Origin of the sequence: Haloarchaeobius lipolyticus, assembly GCF_051208015.1 — an archaeon.
In the GTDB taxonomy this organism is placed as follows: domain Archaea; phylum Halobacteriota; class Halobacteria; order Halobacteriales; family Natrialbaceae; genus Haloarchaeobius.
This window is the reverse complement of record NZ_JBPKGF010000003.1, coordinates 73197-87176: the sequence shown is the minus strand read 5'-3', so window position 1 is coordinate 87176 and position 13980 is coordinate 73197. Positions and strand designations below refer to the sequence as shown.

The window sequence follows — 13980 nt, the reverse complement described above, 5'->3', positions numbered from 1 at the left end:
CGCGAAAAGAGAGCAGGCCGGCTCAGAACACGTCGTCCGCGTGAAGGGTTCCGTCGGAGACGGTCCCTCGCGCGGTGACTTCCTGACCGAGGTGGACGTCCGCGGTGGTCTCGACACTCATCGTCTCTTCACCGTTGTCGAGGATGACCGGGTTGCCCGCCTGGACGACGGTTCCGGTGAACTCAACGGCTTCCTCCTGCAGGGTCGCGGTCGCGCCACCGGACGAACCGGCGGAGGTGGTCTGCGTCGACGAGCGGGTGCTGTCACTACTGCTCGCGCCACCGTCGCCGTCGCCGCTGAAGGCGTCCAGCCCGGTCGTCTCCTGCGACTCGCCTGCGTCGTCTGACCCGGCGTCGGTGCTGGAGCCGACGTCGGCGTCGTCGTCGAGGACGGTCACGCTCGAACGCCAGCCGGCGGACGCTTCGAGGTCGTCCTGCCAGCCGTCCTGTATCTCGACGTCGGCGAAGGCGACGCGGTCGCCCGGGCCGATATCGTAGTCCGCCTTCTCGCCCCACATCGCCACGCGGATGTCGCCCGTGTCGTCCTGCACGCGGACGTTCCTGACCTGCCCCTCGGAGCCATCGTCGCGGTCGAAGGTTCGCTTCGGGTCGGCGGAACGGATGACGCCCGCGATATCGACCGTCTGGCCGATTTCGAGCGTCTCGATGGGCGTGCTCTCCGGCTCGTACTCGACCGTCTCGTCGAGCTCCTCGATCGCACCGCGCTCGCCGACGTGGAGTTCGAGCTGGCCGTCCCGCTCGCGGACGTAGCCGTCGACGACCTCGACTGAGACCCCGGTGTCCAGGTTCTCAGCCGTGTCGGCCTGCCCGTCCCACATGGTGACACGCAGGCGCCCGGTCGGGTCACCAAGCACGAGGTTCGACACCTTGCCCTCGGAGCCGTCGTCGCGGTCGAAGGTGCGGACCGGCTCGGTGTCGAGGACGCGACCCTTCAGGTTCACGTCGGAGAGACCGAGCGAGAGGTCGTCGATGCGGTAGGAGTCGCGGATCTCGACGTCGACCTCGGCGTCCTCGTCGACCTCGACCTCGTCGACGTTGACCTCGATACCGTTGTAGCCCTCCTTCGGGCGGCCCTTCACGCGAAGGACCTGCCCGATCTCGAGCTCTTCGGTCACGGCCTCGGCTTTCTCGTCCCAGAACGAGAGGCGGACCGTCGCGGTCTCGTCGGCGACCTCGACGTTGACGACGCGGCCGTCCGGGTCGTCCCCGTCGCGCTCGAAGGTTCTGACTTCGCCGATGGAGACGACCTTCGCGATGAACTTGGCCTCCTGCATCCCGGGGTCGATGTCGGCGATGCCGTTGACCTCCTTGTCCTCGAGCTCGTGAGCGATGAGCATCGCCGCCGTCTCGTCGTCGGCGAGCCCCCCCATCTGCTCGACCTTCGCCTCGACCGCCTCGCGGAACTCCTCCAGTGTGACCTCGTCGGCTTCGAGGTCTTCGTAGACGTCCTCTATCGCGCCCATAATCGTATCATTCCGCAGGGAATGGGCGCGCTTAAGCGTTGTCCTTGGCGAGAGAAGTGGCTCTCGGCTATCGATTTCGGTTGGTGTCTGAACTGGAACATCACCGCCGTTTGCCGCTCTCTCCTATAGAAACGTTAGCGTGATTTCGTCGTGACCGTCGCGCTCTCACCCTCGCGCTGGTGTTCGACGACGACCTCCGACGGGAGCCCGTTGGCGAACGCCAGCGACGCCGAGTACTCTATCGCGCCGATACACTGTGCACACGCGTCGCTGTTCTTCTCTGAGAGGCCGACCGTGACGGTGAGCGTCCCCGAGCTGGCGTCGAACGTGGCGTCCGCGATCGTCGCCTCGTGACACGGCGTCGGTGCCCGGATGCTCCCATCCACGGCGACGTCGCTGTTTCCGAAGGAGACACTGGCGTCGTCACCGCTCCCGCAACCGGTCTTGGTCGTCTCGATGGACTTCGAGTCGAGCGTCGGCGTCGGCTTCTCGGTCTCGGTCGGTGCGTCGGTTCCGTCTCCTCTATCTTCCGTTCCGTCACCGCCAGCACCCGGAGAGTCGGCGACACAACCCGCGAGGGCGCCGGTCGCAGCGAGGGCAGCCGTCCGTTTGAGCAGGGTCCGTCGATTCATACCTCCATCAACGCCCCCTTATTTCTAAACCCTTGCCCACGGTGAAAAGGAGTTTTTAGTTTGGGATGTTACCAGACGGCGTGGGTCGTGCCCCCAGCCATCGCTGGACGAACACATCGTAACCCTCTTATTGCAGTCGGCGGTACGTAGAGATGAGTCCTGATAGGGTAGTGGACTATCCTCTTGGCTTGCGGAGCCAGGGACCGGAGTTCAAATCTCCGTCAGGACGCTCACTTTGTTCGCGACCTGACGTGCCTCACACTCGTTACACTCGTGTGAGACTCCGTCAGGACGCTCACTTCGTCACCGACAACGAAGCCGACGGCTACACCGTCGATCAATAAGACGAACATACCCAGCGCAGGCACGCCGACAGTACGGTTCCCTCACTCCTCGAGTGTATCTGACTCGTCGTCAGGGGACTCGGACGGCTCGTCGGCCGGCCAGGGCGCGCGACGACCACGTGTCGGCGGGAGCGGGCGCGGGGTCGACGGCCGGTCACGCTGGACGTCGAGCCACTCGTCGTGGCATTCGCTGCAGTAGTTGCCGTGGTACTTGCCGGTCAGCTGGAATCGCGTGCCGCACGCGATGCACGTTCGCCTGTTCTCCATGTAGTGTCCTCCCCCCAAGAGCGCCACACCCGCCGTGTGCTGTGTGTCGTATGTTCTCTCGTGTCTATCAATATGGTAGCAAGTGATGTAAGCCTAGCGGGGAGCAGGTATCCCCGTCGTAAGCCTGTTTCGCGAGGGAATCGAGTATGCGGGGACTCAATAGTGCGCCTGAGCAGACAGTCTTTTGAGGACATGCCCCAGACTGGGTGACATGGACGACCACCTGCGGGCTGGGCTCGCGATATTCAACGCGGGCGACGTCCACGAGGCACACGATGCCTGGGAGGACCACTGGCTCGAGCTGGACGACGGGACCGATGACGAACGGTTGCTGCACGGTCTCATCCAGTTCACCGCGGCGTTCCACCACGCTCGCGAGCGGAACTGGGAGGGCTGTGTCGGTCTCGCGAAGAGCGCGTCGACGTACCTCCAGGACCTACCGGACGGCTACCGCGGGGTGGACGTAGCACGGACACGCCGTATCCTCCGGGAGCTGTACGGGGACCCCGAGGTGGTCGACCGGCGAGCTCTTCCGAAGCTCACACACTGTGGAGAGACGGTCACGCTCGACGACCTCGACTTCCCGGCGGCGGCCGTCGCCGCTCGGGTGTACGCCGGGGCAGGGCCGTACGACGAATCGGTGGTCGAGGCTGCCATCGAGTTCGCACGGGAGGACATCGCGACGGAGGCTGGCGGCCCGTTCGTCCCACTCGTCTTCGACTTCGCGAGCGACCCCGAGAACCGCGACCTCGTCTACCAGCGGCTCGACGGACACGTCTCGAAGCGCGAACATAGAGAGAGCGACGTCGACGGTCTGTTCGGGTAAGCGGTCGCTCAGGTAGGATGGTGTTACCGGTTACTCGGCGAACTCCGCCGAGTTGTCCTGCGGGTCGTAGCCCAGCACCTCGCGGGCGCGGTCGATGGAGTAGTACTTGCGGTCGTTGTCGGAGATGCCGTAGACGATCTCGTACTCGTAGTCGGCCCTGAGACAGCAGTCGAACAGGTGCGCACAGTCACGGTAGGAGAGCCACATCGCCTGGCCTCGCTCGTAGTCCTCGGGCGGGTGACCCTTGGTCAGGTTGCCGATGCGGACCGCGGCGAACGAGAGGTCGTGCATGTCGTAGAAGTAGCGCCCGAGCGTCTCGCCTGCCGCCTTACTGACGCCGTAGACGTTCTTCGGGCGGGGAAGTTCGGTCCCGTCGAGCCGGAAGTCGTCGTCGGGACGGTACATCTCCGGGGTCCGTTCGTCGGTCTCGTACGCCCCGACTGCGTGGTTCGAGGAGGCGAAGACGACCTTCTCGACGCCGGCGTCGACCGCGGCCTGGAGGACCGCGTGGGTCCCGTCGATGTTGTTGTTGAGCACCGAGTTCCAGGGTGCCGACGGGCGGGGGTCACCCGCGAGATGGATGACGGCGCCACAGCCGTCGACGGCCTCGCGAACCGCGTCCTCGTCCGTGATGTCGGCGACGTAGAAGTCGCCCGGATACTCCGCCTCGTTCGTCGGTGGGTCACGGTCGAGCAACCGCCACTCGTACTCGTCCGCGAGGTCGCCAAGTATCGCGGTGCCGACGTGGCCGCTTGCGCCGGTGAGCAGTACGGGGTCGTCCATTCGGTCGATGAAACGGTAGGGGATGGTAAGTAGGATACGGTTCTGTGCCGGAACCAGCCGCGTCGCGGGCGGCATGTGTATCCAAGCAGGGCGTACTTTCGGCCACTGTGCTAACCCCCCTCACATGGAGGCACCCCCATCCTGTCGCGTCTACGTCGGCACAGACGACGGACTGTTCGTTCTCGACGTCGCTGACGACGGCGTCGACCGCGTCGGTCGCTCGCTCGCCGGAGAGACGGTTCGCGAGGTGTCGGTCCACCCGGAGGACCCTGCGGTCGCCATGGTCGGCTGTGGCCTGCGTGGGTCGGGCCTCCATCGGACGACCCGAGCCGGTGACAGAGCCCGACAGGTCGGTTTCGGGGACGAGTGGGTGTGGGGCGTCACCCGGGACCCCACGGACCCGGACGCCGTGTTCGTGGGGACCGAACCACCGGGACTGTACTACGGCCGGCCCGGGGAAGGATTCGAGCAGGTCGCCGACCTCGACGGCCTCCCCTCGCGAGACGACTGGAGCTTCGGTCACGACCCGTTCCAGGCGGGCCACGTCCACGGCGTGAGCGTCGAGGGCGAGACCGTCGTCGCCGCCGTCGAACAGGGCGCCGTGGTCTTCTCGACCGACGGTGGCGAGACGTGGGACGACGCATTGCCGGGAGTCGACGCACACGACACGGCCATCGTCGACGGACGAGCGCTGGTCACGGCCGGAACGGCGAACGGGTCGACCGGTGGCCTGTACTGGGCGGAGCTGTCCGACCTGTCCGACTGGCACACCCTCTCCCGGTTCGAGGAGATGTGCGTCGAGGAACTCGTACGGGGCATCGACGGCCGGCTCTACTTCGACGGGATGCACGAGACCGGCGAGACCGATACCGGCATCTGGTCGAGTGACGACGGTGGACGGACCTGGACGAGTGCCGGGGTGATTCCCCCGACGGACGTCGACGGCTGCAACTGTCTCGACACTCACCCAGAGTCGAAGTGTGTGCTCTTTCACTCCACCCAACGGGCCTACGACTGGCGGCTCGTCGTCAGTCCGGACCGGGGTGCCACGTGGGAGGAGATCGGGCCGACGCTCCCGCGGATACGGACCGTGGACGCGGTCTCGCTCCCGTGACGACACGTCTCGACAGTCGTTCCCTGGAGATCTCGAGAGTCACCGGTCACGTCCCATCACCACACCGGAAACGAGACCGAAACCCGAACGGCCTTCCTCTTTCGTTCCCAGCACACGACCATGACGCCCACGGAGCGTGAGACGGCCTGTTTCGAGGCGGGCATCAAGTTCGGAACGCTGTACCACCAGTTCGCTGGCACGCCTGTCAGTCCCGAGAGCGCGTCGAGCCTCGGCCGAGCGATGGAGGAGGCAATCGAGAACCAGCCGTTCTGCGCCGACGTGCAGGTCACGATGCGGACCGACCGAATCAGTGAGGAACTCGCCGGGCAGTCGGCCGAGTACACCGAGTTCACCGGCCGATTCGCGGACGTCGAGATGACCATCCAGTACGAGGGAACGACGGTACGGACGAGCATGGCGATGGACGGCGACTACCCGATGATGCGCGTCGACTCGGTCGAGGGTGAGTGAGGTCGGGCTGCCGTCACCGAACGGAATCCTTTCGATTTCCCTTGAATCCTTTCGATTTCCCTTCGCTATACTCGGGGGAGACGGTCCGAGGTAGCTGATTTCACTTTCACTTTCAGGCAGGTACTTAACCTTCCCCCGTCCTAATCGGTAGCCATGAGCCAATCCACCCTGCAAGACGACGACCTGTTCGGCGAGGCGGCCACCGAGATGCGAGCGGACGTCGAGGCGTCTCTCGAGAAAGCGTGGGCGGAACTGCCCGACGCCGACGACGTCTGGGAGACCGATGCCGGGAACGTCCTCGGCGTGCTCAACGGTCTCCGCTCGGCACTCGACGTGGGCGACGCTCAGGACCACCTTCGCGACGCGAAGAAGTGGTTCATGATGGGCCAGCGGGCCGATGCCTTCGAGGACGCGGACGATCTCGAGGCGGAGATCGAGGACCTCGAGTCCGTCATCGAGGACATCGGCTCGGCCAGCGAGCAGGTCGGTGAACTCACCGCGACCATCCCCGGCCTGCGGAGCACGCTCGAGGAAGCGGGTGCCGCGGCCGAAGAAGACGCAGACGAGAGCGACGACGAAGCAGAGGCCGCCGCTGACGAGGAAGACGCCGCGGCCGACGACGCGACCGCAGACGACTGAACGGGCCGCCCCGCTACCGAGATGGCCTACCGCGCTCGAATCCGCTCGATGAGGACGAGCAACTTCTCTACTGCGTCGTCGAGCACGGCCTCTCCTCGCTCTGCGCTCGCCGAACTCGGGTCGCCGACGTTGCCGCTCTCTGCGAACTCGGCGAAGTCGTACGCGACGTTGACGCCGGATATCCACTCGCCGAACCGTTCGCCAGCGCCGGCTGCGGCCTCCTGGTACCTGTCCTCGTGAATCAGCCCCGCGTCGATGGCCTGGACGACGCTCGTCTCGATGGGACCGCCGTGGCCGAGTCCGGCGAGTAGGTCCGAATCGACCGTGTCGAACCAGGTGTACGGCACCGCGTACGCAGTCTCGTCGCGAGTGATGCGAGCACAGACCTCGCGGACCGCCGCCGCGTTGCCCCCGTGGCCGTTGACGACTACGACGTGTTCGAAGCCGTGGTGCGCGAGGCTCTCTATCGTCTCGCGGACGTACGCGCGGAAGGTGTCCGTCGAGACCCAGAGCGTCCCGTCGAACTGCCGGTGTTCCTCCGCGACGCCGACGTTGACGACAGGCGCGACGACGAGTTCGCCGTCGCCGTCGTACTCGTCGGCCGCGCGGGCGGCGATCTCCGCGGCACTCATCGCGTCCGTCCCGAGCGGCGCGTGGGGCCCGTGTTGCTCGGTGCTGCCGACGGGCAGTATCGCGGTGTCGCTCTCCACGTCACGGACGTCCGTCCACGTGGCTTCGGTGAGCTGCATGCTTCGGCCGACGGCCGCATCGCTAATCAGCACACCGTTGTCGTCAGAAGAGAGGCCGCCTGTTCACCCGGACCAGCCACCGCCGATATCGTCCGTGACGTGGCTGCGCCACAGCTCGAATCCGGCGTCACAATGGTCGCTCTCGTCCAGGTGGTCGATGAATCCCGCACCGGGGTCGGTGAGCGCCGCATCGCAGAACGGACAGGTGTTCGGGTCGCTCCACGTCGGCGTCGGGGCAGAGTCTGTGGCCTGTGACATACTATAGCTGTTCGAAAGCACCACATATCAATGTGGCCACTAATGTATTAGGATATGGGGCAATACCTTATATTACCCTAGAGAGCGCGTCCGCTCTCCGGTCTACGACCGGGCGGGCATCACAGAGGAACGACTCGACTGTACCGACACCGGGAACCGTCTTGGCTCGCGGCCCAAGGATATTGGGGTCCCGAATTTCCGAGATGCATCCCGCCCTCTTGCGATTTTGCGCGAGTAGATAGGCCCTGGTTTTTATACTAAGTGGCCGAAGGTTCTGGTATACCACAGAACGTGGCGACGGCCCCACCCATGACGAACGATACCCTCCACGACACGAACGCCGCAGGTGAACGGCAGCCAGGACCGGCCGAAACCGAGAAACAGGAACTCGAGACGGTCGTCGAGCCGACCCCCCGTGGTGCGGAGGTCACCGTCTACCCCAGTGACGTCGACGAGGACGAACTCGTCACGACCTGGCTCACGGCCGACGAGAACGCCGTCGTCGACCTCGAGGAGTGGTGCTGACTCATCGAGTCGTTTGGTCGACGTGCGGCCGCATCGCGCGCACGAGCGGCTCGACCGGCTCCTCCGGACCGAGCGCGAGGAACACCGCTTCGTCGTCCCTGTACAGCCTGAACAGCTTCAGGTAGTCCATCGCGGTCGTGATGTGCTCGACTCGGTTCGCCATCGGGAACAGGTTCCCGACGAGCGTGTTCGCCTCCAGCAGGTCCATGTGGACGTGCGTGTGTATCTTCTTGAAGTGCGTCGCCATCTGTTCGCGATCCTTGTACATCGCGATCGTCTCGTCTGCGACGTAGAGCGGATGGAAGTCCTCGACCGTGTATTCGACGACTGAGTAGACCGTTCCCTGCGCGGTCTTCCGGGCGGTACGAACCGCGCTATCAGCGTCGAACGAGACGAGGCGGGACTCGTTGCGTATCGGCACGCCAAGGGCTACGAAACCGCTCACGATAGGTGTTCTTGCCGACCCGTCGCCGACCGACCGAAGACCGCAGGAGAGAACTGATCCGAGACGTCGCCGTCAGTCGTCGAGTTCGGTCCGGGCCTGACGTTGCTGGGCTCGTTCGATGAACTCCTCGGGCAACTCGTCGATCTCGCCGGCCTGTACGCCCCAGAGATGCGCGTAGAGGTCGTCGTTCTCGAGCAGTTCTGCGTGGGTCCCCGCTTCCGCGATGCGACCGTCCTCCAGGACGAGTATCTGGTCGGCGTCCTTGATTGTCGACAGCCGGTGAGCGATGGCGAATGTGGTCCTCTCGGCGGCGAGCTCGTCGATGGAGCGCTGGATGAGCATCTCGGTCTCCGTGTCGACGTCGGAGGTCGCCTCGTCGAGGACGAGGATGTCCGGGTCCTTGAGGATGGCACGGGCGATGGAGAGGCGCTGTCGCTGGCCACCCGAGAGCTTCACTCCACGCTCGCCGACCTCGGTATCGTAGCCGTCGGGCAGGTTCTGGATGAAATCGTGTGCCTCGGCCATCTTGGCGGCCTCGACGACCGCCTCACGGGAGGCGTCGAAGGTGCCGTAGGTGATGTTCTCCTCGACGGTCCCGTAGAACAGGAACGTGTCCTGCGAGACGTAGCCGATGCGTCGACGCAGACTCGGGATGGTCACGTCGCGGAGGTCCTGCCCGTCGATTTCGATGGCGCCCTCGTCCACGTCGTACATCCGGAGCAGGAGCTTCAGAACGGTGGACTTGCCGGCTCCGGTCGGCCCCACGAGTGCGAGCGTCTCGCCGCCGTCGACCTCGAACGAGATGTCCTCGACGATGGTCTCTTCCTCGTCGTATCCGAAGGTCACGCCGTCGTAGACCACGTGTCCGTCTTCGACCACGAGGTCGTCCGCGTCTGGGTCCTCCTCGATGCGCGAGGGTTCGTCCATCAACCCGAAGATGCGCTCGGCAGAGGCCTGTGCCCGCTGGAGCATGTTGATGATCATCCCGAACTGGGCCATCGGCCAGATGAACTGCTGGGAGAGGAGGATGAACCCGACGAACTCGCCGATAGAGAGGTTACCGGTGAAGAACCACGGGGCGGGCTGGCCGTTGGCCGTCGCCAGAGCCCACGTGCCGCCGATGAAGAAGGTGACGACGAAGCCGACGCCCGCGAGCACGCGAAGCGCGGGGAAGAACTTGATTCGAGTGTCGATAGCGTCCCAGTTCGCGTCGAAGTAATCGTGCGAGACGTCGTCGACACGGTCGGACTCGAAGTCCTCGGTGTTCGAGGTCTTGATGACCTGCACGCCGCCGAGGTTGTTCTCCAGTCGCGAGTTCAGCTTCCCGACCGACGACCGGACGTCGGCGTACTTCGGCTGGATGGTCTGGACGAACTTGTAGGTGAACAGTCCGATGAGCGGGACGACCGTCGTCGTCACCAGTGCGAGCTGCCAGTTCCAGTAGAAGAGGATACCCGCGATTCCGAGTACCATCACCGAGAGCCGGAACGCGGAGTTCATGCCCTCGTTGAGGAACCGTTCGAGACGGTTGACGTCGTTCGAGAGGATGGACATCATCTCGCCGGTCTGCTTGTCGGCGAAGAAGTCCATGTTGAGCCGCTGCATCTTGTCGTACGTGTCGGTCCGGATGTCGTGCTGGATGTGCTGGGCGAAGGAGTTCCAGCCCCAGTTGCGCGTCCAGTGGAATGCGGCGCCGCCGAAGAAACCGAACGCGATGAGGGCAGCGGACAGGGCGAGCTGTCCGGGTGTGTCCTGCGGCAGCCACGACTGCGGGACGAACGGGATACTGAAAGCCCGGTCGCCACGGAGCGTCGCGTCGATGGCCAGCGTGAGCACGACCGTCGGGATGAGGTCCAACAGCCTGGCCACGACGCTTGAGACCAGCCCGACGACGAACGCGAACTTGTTCCGGGACCCGTACTCGAAGAACAGTCGCTTCATGGCGTTGTCCGCCTGCTCGCGCTGTTCTTCGAACGGGTCGTCGTCTTCACCGGGAATGTCCATTGCTGTGTTGCTAGGGAGTCGAGGTGAAAAGACTTGTTACGAATCGAAATACCACGGCCGCCAAGTGAGGTCTCGACTGGAGGACGGACTTGGCCCGGCTACTTCCAGAGCTACCGGAGCTCGTGGAACGCTACCTGACACTCGGGTGAGCAGAACGCTCGCTTCGGTTCCTCGACGAACCGGGGAGTTCGGACGAAGTCGCCACCGTCGACGGTCTCGACCGGTCGTGACTGTGAACTGAGCAACAACACGGAGTCCGCGACGGCCGTAACTCCCTCCGCCGCCACGTCCGCCGCCATCGCCTCGGCGGTCGTCCCGCCGCGTTCGGCCGTCGCGAAGAAGCCGCCACCATCGAACACCGTCCGGCCACAGTCGGCACACCGAACCTCGGCCGCATCCACTGACACCATAGCGGATTGATTGGTTGCGGCGGATAAAGGTATGAGCCGGTTATCCGGAGTCGAGCGCGGGGTTCAGGACCGAACGACCCGTTATTCCGGAGTGTCGAGGGTCGCATCACGTGGCTTCCGGTGACGTTCGGAGCCGTCGCCGACTCACACCTGTCGCGACTCGATCTCGACGTCGATATCGGCTGTGGCGAGGTCTTCTCGGATTCGTGCTCGAAGCGGGTCCGGCACGGTGTTCCTCCCTACCGGAACCGCGGTCTTCCCGTCGCCTTTCACCTTCCAGTAGAGCACACAGTCACTTGGCGCGTAGTACTCGATGCTGTAGCGGTCACCCGCCCCCTGGTAGTGGACGCGGGCCGCGAAATCGTCAGCCTGCCAGCCGTCGAGTTCTGCCAGTCGGTCCACGGCGTCGACCATATCGGCAGTGCGCGGGGGGTTCGGGTAGTCGTTGCGGTCTCTCGACCGGCTCCTCACTCGTGGTAGGTGACCTCGACGTGGTCGCCGACGTCGATGCCCGTCTCGTTCGTGTAGCCGCGAGGAACCTCGAGCACGTACTGCCCCCGTCCGGAGGCCGTTATCTCCTCACCGTCCTCGCCCGGTTCGGGTGCGGGGACGTGGTGGATGCTGGTGATGCGGCCGTCGGGTCCGACGAACACGATGTCCAGCGGGAAATCCATTTTCCGCATCACGTAGGTCATCTCCCGTTCGCTGTCGTAGACGAACCACATCCCCCGACCGTCGGCCAGCGATTCGTGGTTGCTCAATCCCGTGTACCGTTCCTGTCGCGTGTCGGCGACCTCGACCTGGATGGTCGCCAGTTCCGTCCCGTTCTCGTCGCTGACGACGACGGTCCCCTCCGAGTGGACGTCCTCGCCGGGAAGCTCCAGCCACCCGGCGTAGTACGCCAGGCCGACGGCGGTAAGGAGGACGACCGCGACCGCGACGAGGTTGAGGGCACGTTCTCTGTCCACACGTAGCGTAACCGCGTGACCATCAAAAGGTAAGCGTTATTCCGACCCGTCGGAAATTATCGACTGCGGGGTGGTGGTCTAGTTGGTCATGACGCTTCCCTTACAAGGAAGAGGTCGCCGGTTCGACTCCGGCCCACCCCACTGTTCTCTCGCCGTTCCCACTCGAGCGACGCGTTCAACCGAGCCGCAGCGCGGCGATCCACCAGAACGGGCGCCGCCGTCCCTAGGTAGGTAGCCAGTCACATGATACCGAGACACACTTAAGGGCTAGCGTGATAGCCATGTCGGAGATGCCAGAGTACTACGTCACCGTGGATGGCGACGAGTTCGAGGGACCGTTCGAGAGCCGGAAAGACGCGAAGAAACGCGCGGACCAACTCAACACGAACGAGGTCGGCGGGCGGTATACCGTCACCTCGAAGTAACGAATCCTCTTGCTCGTCGCGGCCCTAGAACGGTCATGAGTCTCCAGACCATCCAGCGGGACGAGCGTATCTGGGACGATCCAGAGCGCTGTCCGTTCTGTGGTGGGCCCGTCTCCGACGGCGGAGCGGGGTTCATCGACCACATCCGACTCTCGCCCGAGTGCGAGATCCGGTTCAAGCGGTGGCGGGACCGCGTCGCCAACGACGTGCCCGGGGAGTGGGCAGGCTGACCGGACTCCCGACGTCACCCGGTTTCTGCAGGTATCGAAGACGCTCCTCGTTCAGGTATCGGAGACGCTCCCGTTGGTCGCTGCTCGGCTCACGGCTCGCTTCGCTCGCCGTTCGCGTCTCGAGGTTCTCGCTCGCTGTCGCTCGCTCCAAACCTCGCTTCCTTCACGAGTCGCGCCGCTCCTCGTTCAGGTATCGGAGACGCTCCCGTTGGTCGCGTCTCCCGTTCCGACCAAGTTTTCACTCTCACCCTCGACACTCGTCACATGGACGAGCGAATCCACGAGCACGCCGAGGTGCTCGTCGACTGGAGCGCGCAGGTGGAGGAGGGAGACAACGTCGTGGTCAACGTGAGCGAAGGCGCTCACGAGCTGGCCGTCGCCGTCGCGGCGAAGCTCGGCGAGCGCGGCGCGAACATGACGACGCTGTACGGGTCGGGCGAGGTGAGCCGTGCCTACCTCAAAGCGCACGACGGCGACTTCGACGAGGACCCGGCCCACGAACTCGCGCTGTACGAGAACGCGGACAGCGTCCTTCGGCTCGGTGGCGGCCGGAACACGAGTGCAAGTGCAGACGTCCCGGCCGAGATCCGCCAGGCGGCGAGTCGCGCCTCCGGTGGCATCCGCGAGGCCTACATGGACACCGACTGGGTCTCGACCGTCCACCCGACCCGGTCGCTCGCCCAGCAGGCCGGGATGGCCTACGAGGAGTACCAGGACTTCGTCTACAACGCGGTCCTGCGCGACTGGGAGGAGCTCGCCGACGAGATGGCCCAGATGAAGGACATCCTCGACGCCGGGAGTGAAGTCCACATCGTCAAGGAGAAGACGGACATCACGATGTCCATCGAGGGCCGAATCGCGGTCAACTCCGCCGCCTCCGTCGCCTACGATTCGCACAATCTGCCGAGCGGCGAGGTCTTCACCGCCCCGTACGACACCGAGGGCGAGGTCTACTTCGACGTCCCGATGACGTTCCACGGGAAGAAGGTCCGCAACGTCCACCTCACGTTCGAAGACGGCGAGGTGGTCGACTACAGCGCCGACGAGAACGAGGAGGTCCTGCAGGAGATACTGGAGACCGACGAGGGCGCTCGCCGTCTCGGTGAACTGGGCATCGGCATGAACCGCGGCATCGATCGCTTCACCGACAGCATTCTCTTCGACGAGAAGATGGGGAACACCATCCACATGGCCGTGGGCCGCGCCTACGACTCGAACATCCCCGAGGGCGAGGAGGGCAACCAGTCCGCGGTCCACGTCGACATGATCACTGACATGAGCGAGGACTCGTACATGGCAGTCGACGGTGAGGTCGTCCAGCGGAACGGAATCTTCCGGTGGGAGGACGGATTCCAGGCGAACTAACTCGGGTCGTCGTCCGTCTACGGACCCCGTCTCCGGCCGGCA

19 protein-coding genes and 2 tRNA genes are annotated in these 13980 nt (G+C 64.7%); 10 read left to right on the top strand and 11 right to left on the bottom strand.

Going from position 1 to position 13980, the window contains the following annotated elements; all coding sequences use genetic code 11:
- Positions 1 to 22: 22 nt before the first annotated feature.
- Together ACSC1Y_RS10255 and ACSC1Y_RS10250 are read right to left on the bottom strand one after the other, a co-directional pair.
- Entirely contained in the window at positions 23 to 1483 is a 1461-nt protein-coding gene (locus ACSC1Y_RS10255) for a single-stranded DNA binding protein (RefSeq protein WP_435334749.1), read from the bottom strand.
- A gap of 134 nt (positions 1484 to 1617) precedes the next feature.
- Positions 1618 to 2115: a hypothetical protein gene (locus ACSC1Y_RS10250; protein WP_435334748.1), complete on the bottom strand. Its 498-nt coding sequence runs from the start codon at positions 2113 to 2115 to the stop codon at positions 1618 to 1620.
- A 156-nt stretch (positions 2116 to 2271) separates the two neighbouring features.
- Here ACSC1Y_RS10250 and ACSC1Y_RS10245 point away from each other — a divergent pair.
- Positions 2272 to 2344: transfer RNA gene (locus ACSC1Y_RS10245), tRNA-Arg, on the top strand.
- Between the two features lie 157 nt (positions 2345 to 2501).
- Here ACSC1Y_RS10245 and ACSC1Y_RS10240 read toward each other — a convergent pair.
- A complete protein-coding gene (locus ACSC1Y_RS10240) occupies positions 2502 to 2726 on the bottom strand; it encodes a DUF7564 family protein (RefSeq protein WP_435334747.1) in 225 nt (74 codons plus the stop codon).
- A gap of 211 nt (positions 2727 to 2937) precedes the next feature.
- Here ACSC1Y_RS10240 and ACSC1Y_RS10235 point away from each other — a divergent pair, with 211 nt between their 5' ends.
- Positions 2938 to 3552, top strand: coding sequence for a DUF309 domain-containing protein (locus ACSC1Y_RS10235; RefSeq protein WP_435334746.1), 615 nt, complete (start codon positions 2938 to 2940; stop codon positions 3550 to 3552).
- A gap of 30 nt (positions 3553 to 3582) precedes the next feature.
- Here ACSC1Y_RS10235 and azf read toward each other — a convergent pair whose 3' ends face one another.
- On the bottom strand, positions 3583 to 4335 hold the full coding sequence (gene azf / locus ACSC1Y_RS10230) for an NAD-dependent glucose-6-phosphate dehydrogenase Azf (RefSeq protein WP_435334745.1): 753 nt from the start codon (positions 4333 to 4335) through the stop codon (positions 3583 to 3585).
- A gap of 124 nt (positions 4336 to 4459) precedes the next feature.
- On the opposite strand from azf, the gene ACSC1Y_RS10225 reads away from it, so the two are divergent.
- From ACSC1Y_RS10225 to ACSC1Y_RS10215, 3 genes are all read left to right on the top strand, one after another.
- Entirely contained in the window at positions 4460 to 5449 is a 990-nt protein-coding gene (locus ACSC1Y_RS10225; RefSeq protein ID WP_435334744.1) for a WD40/YVTN/BNR-like repeat-containing protein, read from the top strand.
- Between the two features lie 120 nt (positions 5450 to 5569).
- Positions 5570 to 5920 carry a dihydroneopterin aldolase family protein gene (locus ACSC1Y_RS10220; RefSeq protein ID WP_435334743.1) on the top strand — a complete coding sequence of 117 codons (351 nt, stop codon included), beginning with the start codon at positions 5570 to 5572 and terminating at the stop codon, positions 5918 to 5920.
- Between the two features lie 153 nt (positions 5921 to 6073).
- The gene (locus ACSC1Y_RS10215) at positions 6074 to 6559 is read left to right on the top strand and encodes a DUF5790 family protein (protein ID WP_435334742.1); all 486 of its coding nucleotides are present in this window, start codon (positions 6074 to 6076) and stop codon (positions 6557 to 6559) included.
- 26 nt (positions 6560 to 6585) lie between these two features.
- On the opposite strand, the gene ACSC1Y_RS10210 is transcribed toward ACSC1Y_RS10215, so the two are convergent.
- Both ACSC1Y_RS10210 and ACSC1Y_RS10205 read right to left on the bottom strand, forming a co-directional pair.
- Positions 6586 to 7308, bottom strand: coding sequence for a creatininase family protein (locus tag ACSC1Y_RS10210; RefSeq protein WP_435334741.1), 723 nt, complete (start codon positions 7306 to 7308; stop codon positions 6586 to 6588).
- Between the two features lie 63 nt (positions 7309 to 7371).
- Positions 7372 to 7566, bottom strand: coding sequence for a DUF7501 family protein (locus ACSC1Y_RS10205; protein ID WP_435334740.1), 195 nt, complete (start codon positions 7564 to 7566; stop codon positions 7372 to 7374).
- A 309-nt stretch (positions 7567 to 7875) separates the two neighbouring features.
- Here ACSC1Y_RS10205 and ACSC1Y_RS10200 point away from each other — a divergent pair, with 309 nt between their 5' ends.
- Positions 7876 to 8091, top strand: a complete 216-nt coding sequence (locus ACSC1Y_RS10200; RefSeq protein ID WP_435334739.1) for a DUF7511 domain-containing protein — start codon at positions 7876 to 7878, stop codon at positions 8089 to 8091.
- A gap of 1 nt (position 8092) precedes the next feature.
- On the opposite strand, the gene ACSC1Y_RS10195 is transcribed toward ACSC1Y_RS10200, so the two are convergent.
- The 5 genes from ACSC1Y_RS10195 to ACSC1Y_RS10175 form a co-directional block, all read right to left on the bottom strand.
- Positions 8093 to 8512, bottom strand: coding sequence for a hypothetical protein (locus ACSC1Y_RS10195; protein ID WP_435334738.1), 420 nt, complete (start codon positions 8510 to 8512; stop codon positions 8093 to 8095).
- 96 nt (positions 8513 to 8608) lie between these two features.
- Positions 8609 to 10540 (bottom strand): ABC transporter ATP-binding protein, encoded by a 1932-nt coding sequence (locus ACSC1Y_RS10190; RefSeq protein ID WP_435334737.1) that lies wholly within the window; start codon positions 10538 to 10540, stop codon positions 8609 to 8611.
- 110 nt (positions 10541 to 10650) lie between these two features.
- Complete coding sequence (locus tag ACSC1Y_RS10185; RefSeq protein ID WP_435334736.1) at positions 10651 to 10950, bottom strand: hypothetical protein; 300 nt, start codon at positions 10948 to 10950, stop codon at positions 10651 to 10653.
- A 144-nt stretch (positions 10951 to 11094) separates the two neighbouring features.
- Positions 11095 to 11364 carry a DUF7538 family protein gene (locus ACSC1Y_RS10180; protein WP_435334735.1) on the bottom strand — a complete coding sequence of 90 codons (270 nt, stop codon included), beginning with the start codon at positions 11362 to 11364 and terminating at the stop codon, positions 11095 to 11097.
- 53 nt (positions 11365 to 11417) lie between these two features.
- Positions 11418 to 11918 carry a DUF192 domain-containing protein gene (locus tag ACSC1Y_RS10175; RefSeq protein WP_435334734.1) on the bottom strand — a complete coding sequence of 167 codons (501 nt, stop codon included), beginning with the start codon at positions 11916 to 11918 and terminating at the stop codon, positions 11418 to 11420.
- A gap of 67 nt (positions 11919 to 11985) precedes the next feature.
- Here ACSC1Y_RS10175 and ACSC1Y_RS10170 point away from each other — a divergent pair.
- From ACSC1Y_RS10170 to ACSC1Y_RS10155, 4 genes are all read left to right on the top strand, one after another.
- Positions 11986 to 12059, top strand: a tRNA-Val gene (locus ACSC1Y_RS10170).
- Between the two features lie 149 nt (positions 12060 to 12208).
- Positions 12209 to 12343 carry an RNA-binding protein gene (locus tag ACSC1Y_RS10165; RefSeq protein WP_435334733.1) on the top strand — a complete coding sequence of 45 codons (135 nt, stop codon included), beginning with the start codon at positions 12209 to 12211 and terminating at the stop codon, positions 12341 to 12343.
- Between the two features lie 35 nt (positions 12344 to 12378).
- A complete protein-coding gene (locus ACSC1Y_RS10160) occupies positions 12379 to 12573 on the top strand; it encodes a DUF7501 family protein (RefSeq protein ID WP_435334732.1) in 195 nt (64 codons plus the stop codon).
- A 264-nt stretch (positions 12574 to 12837) separates the two neighbouring features.
- A complete protein-coding gene (locus ACSC1Y_RS10155; protein WP_435334731.1) occupies positions 12838 to 13938 on the top strand; it encodes an aminopeptidase in 1101 nt (366 codons plus the stop codon).
- The last annotated feature ends 42 nt before the right edge of the window (positions 13939 to 13980 follow it).

Coding starts and splice junctions, on each gene's coding strand:
- ACSC1Y_RS10255 (WP_435334749.1), bottom strand. CDS start 1,483: ATGGGCGCGATAGAGGACGTCTACGAAGACCTCGAAGCCGACGAGGTC.
- ACSC1Y_RS10250 (WP_435334748.1), bottom strand. CDS start 2,115: ATGAATCGACGGACCCTGCTCAAACGGACGGCTGCCCTCGCTGCGACC.
- ACSC1Y_RS10240 (WP_435334747.1), bottom strand. CDS start 2,726: ATGGAGAACAGGCGAACGTGCATCGCGTGCGGCACGCGATTCCAGCTG.
- ACSC1Y_RS10235 (WP_435334746.1), top strand. CDS start 2,938: ATGGACGACCACCTGCGGGCTGGGCTCGCGATATTCAACGCGGGCGAC.
- azf (WP_435334745.1), bottom strand. CDS start 4,335: ATGGACGACCCCGTACTGCTCACCGGCGCAAGCGGCCACGTCGGCACC.
- ACSC1Y_RS10225 (WP_435334744.1), top strand. CDS start 4,460: ATGGAGGCACCCCCATCCTGTCGCGTCTACGTCGGCACAGACGACGGA.
- ACSC1Y_RS10220 (WP_435334743.1), top strand. CDS start 5,570: ATGACGCCCACGGAGCGTGAGACGGCCTGTTTCGAGGCGGGCATCAAG.
- ACSC1Y_RS10215 (WP_435334742.1), top strand. CDS start 6,074: ATGAGCCAATCCACCCTGCAAGACGACGACCTGTTCGGCGAGGCGGCC.
- ACSC1Y_RS10210 (WP_435334741.1), bottom strand. CDS start 7,308: ATGCAGCTCACCGAAGCCACGTGGACGGACGTCCGTGACGTGGAGAGC.
- ACSC1Y_RS10205 (WP_435334740.1), bottom strand. CDS start 7,566: ATGTCACAGGCCACAGACTCTGCCCCGACGCCGACGTGGAGCGACCCG.
- ACSC1Y_RS10200 (WP_435334739.1), top strand. CDS start 7,876: ATGACGAACGATACCCTCCACGACACGAACGCCGCAGGTGAACGGCAG.
- ACSC1Y_RS10190 (WP_435334737.1), bottom strand. CDS start 10,540: ATGGACATTCCCGGTGAAGACGACGACCCGTTCGAAGAACAGCGCGAG.
- ACSC1Y_RS10185 (WP_435334736.1), bottom strand. CDS start 10,950: ATGGTGTCAGTGGATGCGGCCGAGGTTCGGTGTGCCGACTGTGGCCGG.
- ACSC1Y_RS10180 (WP_435334735.1), bottom strand. CDS start 11,364: ATGGTCGACGCCGTGGACCGACTGGCAGAACTCGACGGCTGGCAGGCT.
- ACSC1Y_RS10165 (WP_435334733.1), top strand. CDS start 12,209: ATGCCAGAGTACTACGTCACCGTGGATGGCGACGAGTTCGAGGGACCG.
- ACSC1Y_RS10160 (WP_435334732.1), top strand. CDS start 12,379: ATGAGTCTCCAGACCATCCAGCGGGACGAGCGTATCTGGGACGATCCA.
- ACSC1Y_RS10155 (WP_435334731.1), top strand. CDS start 12,838: ATGGACGAGCGAATCCACGAGCACGCCGAGGTGCTCGTCGACTGGAGC.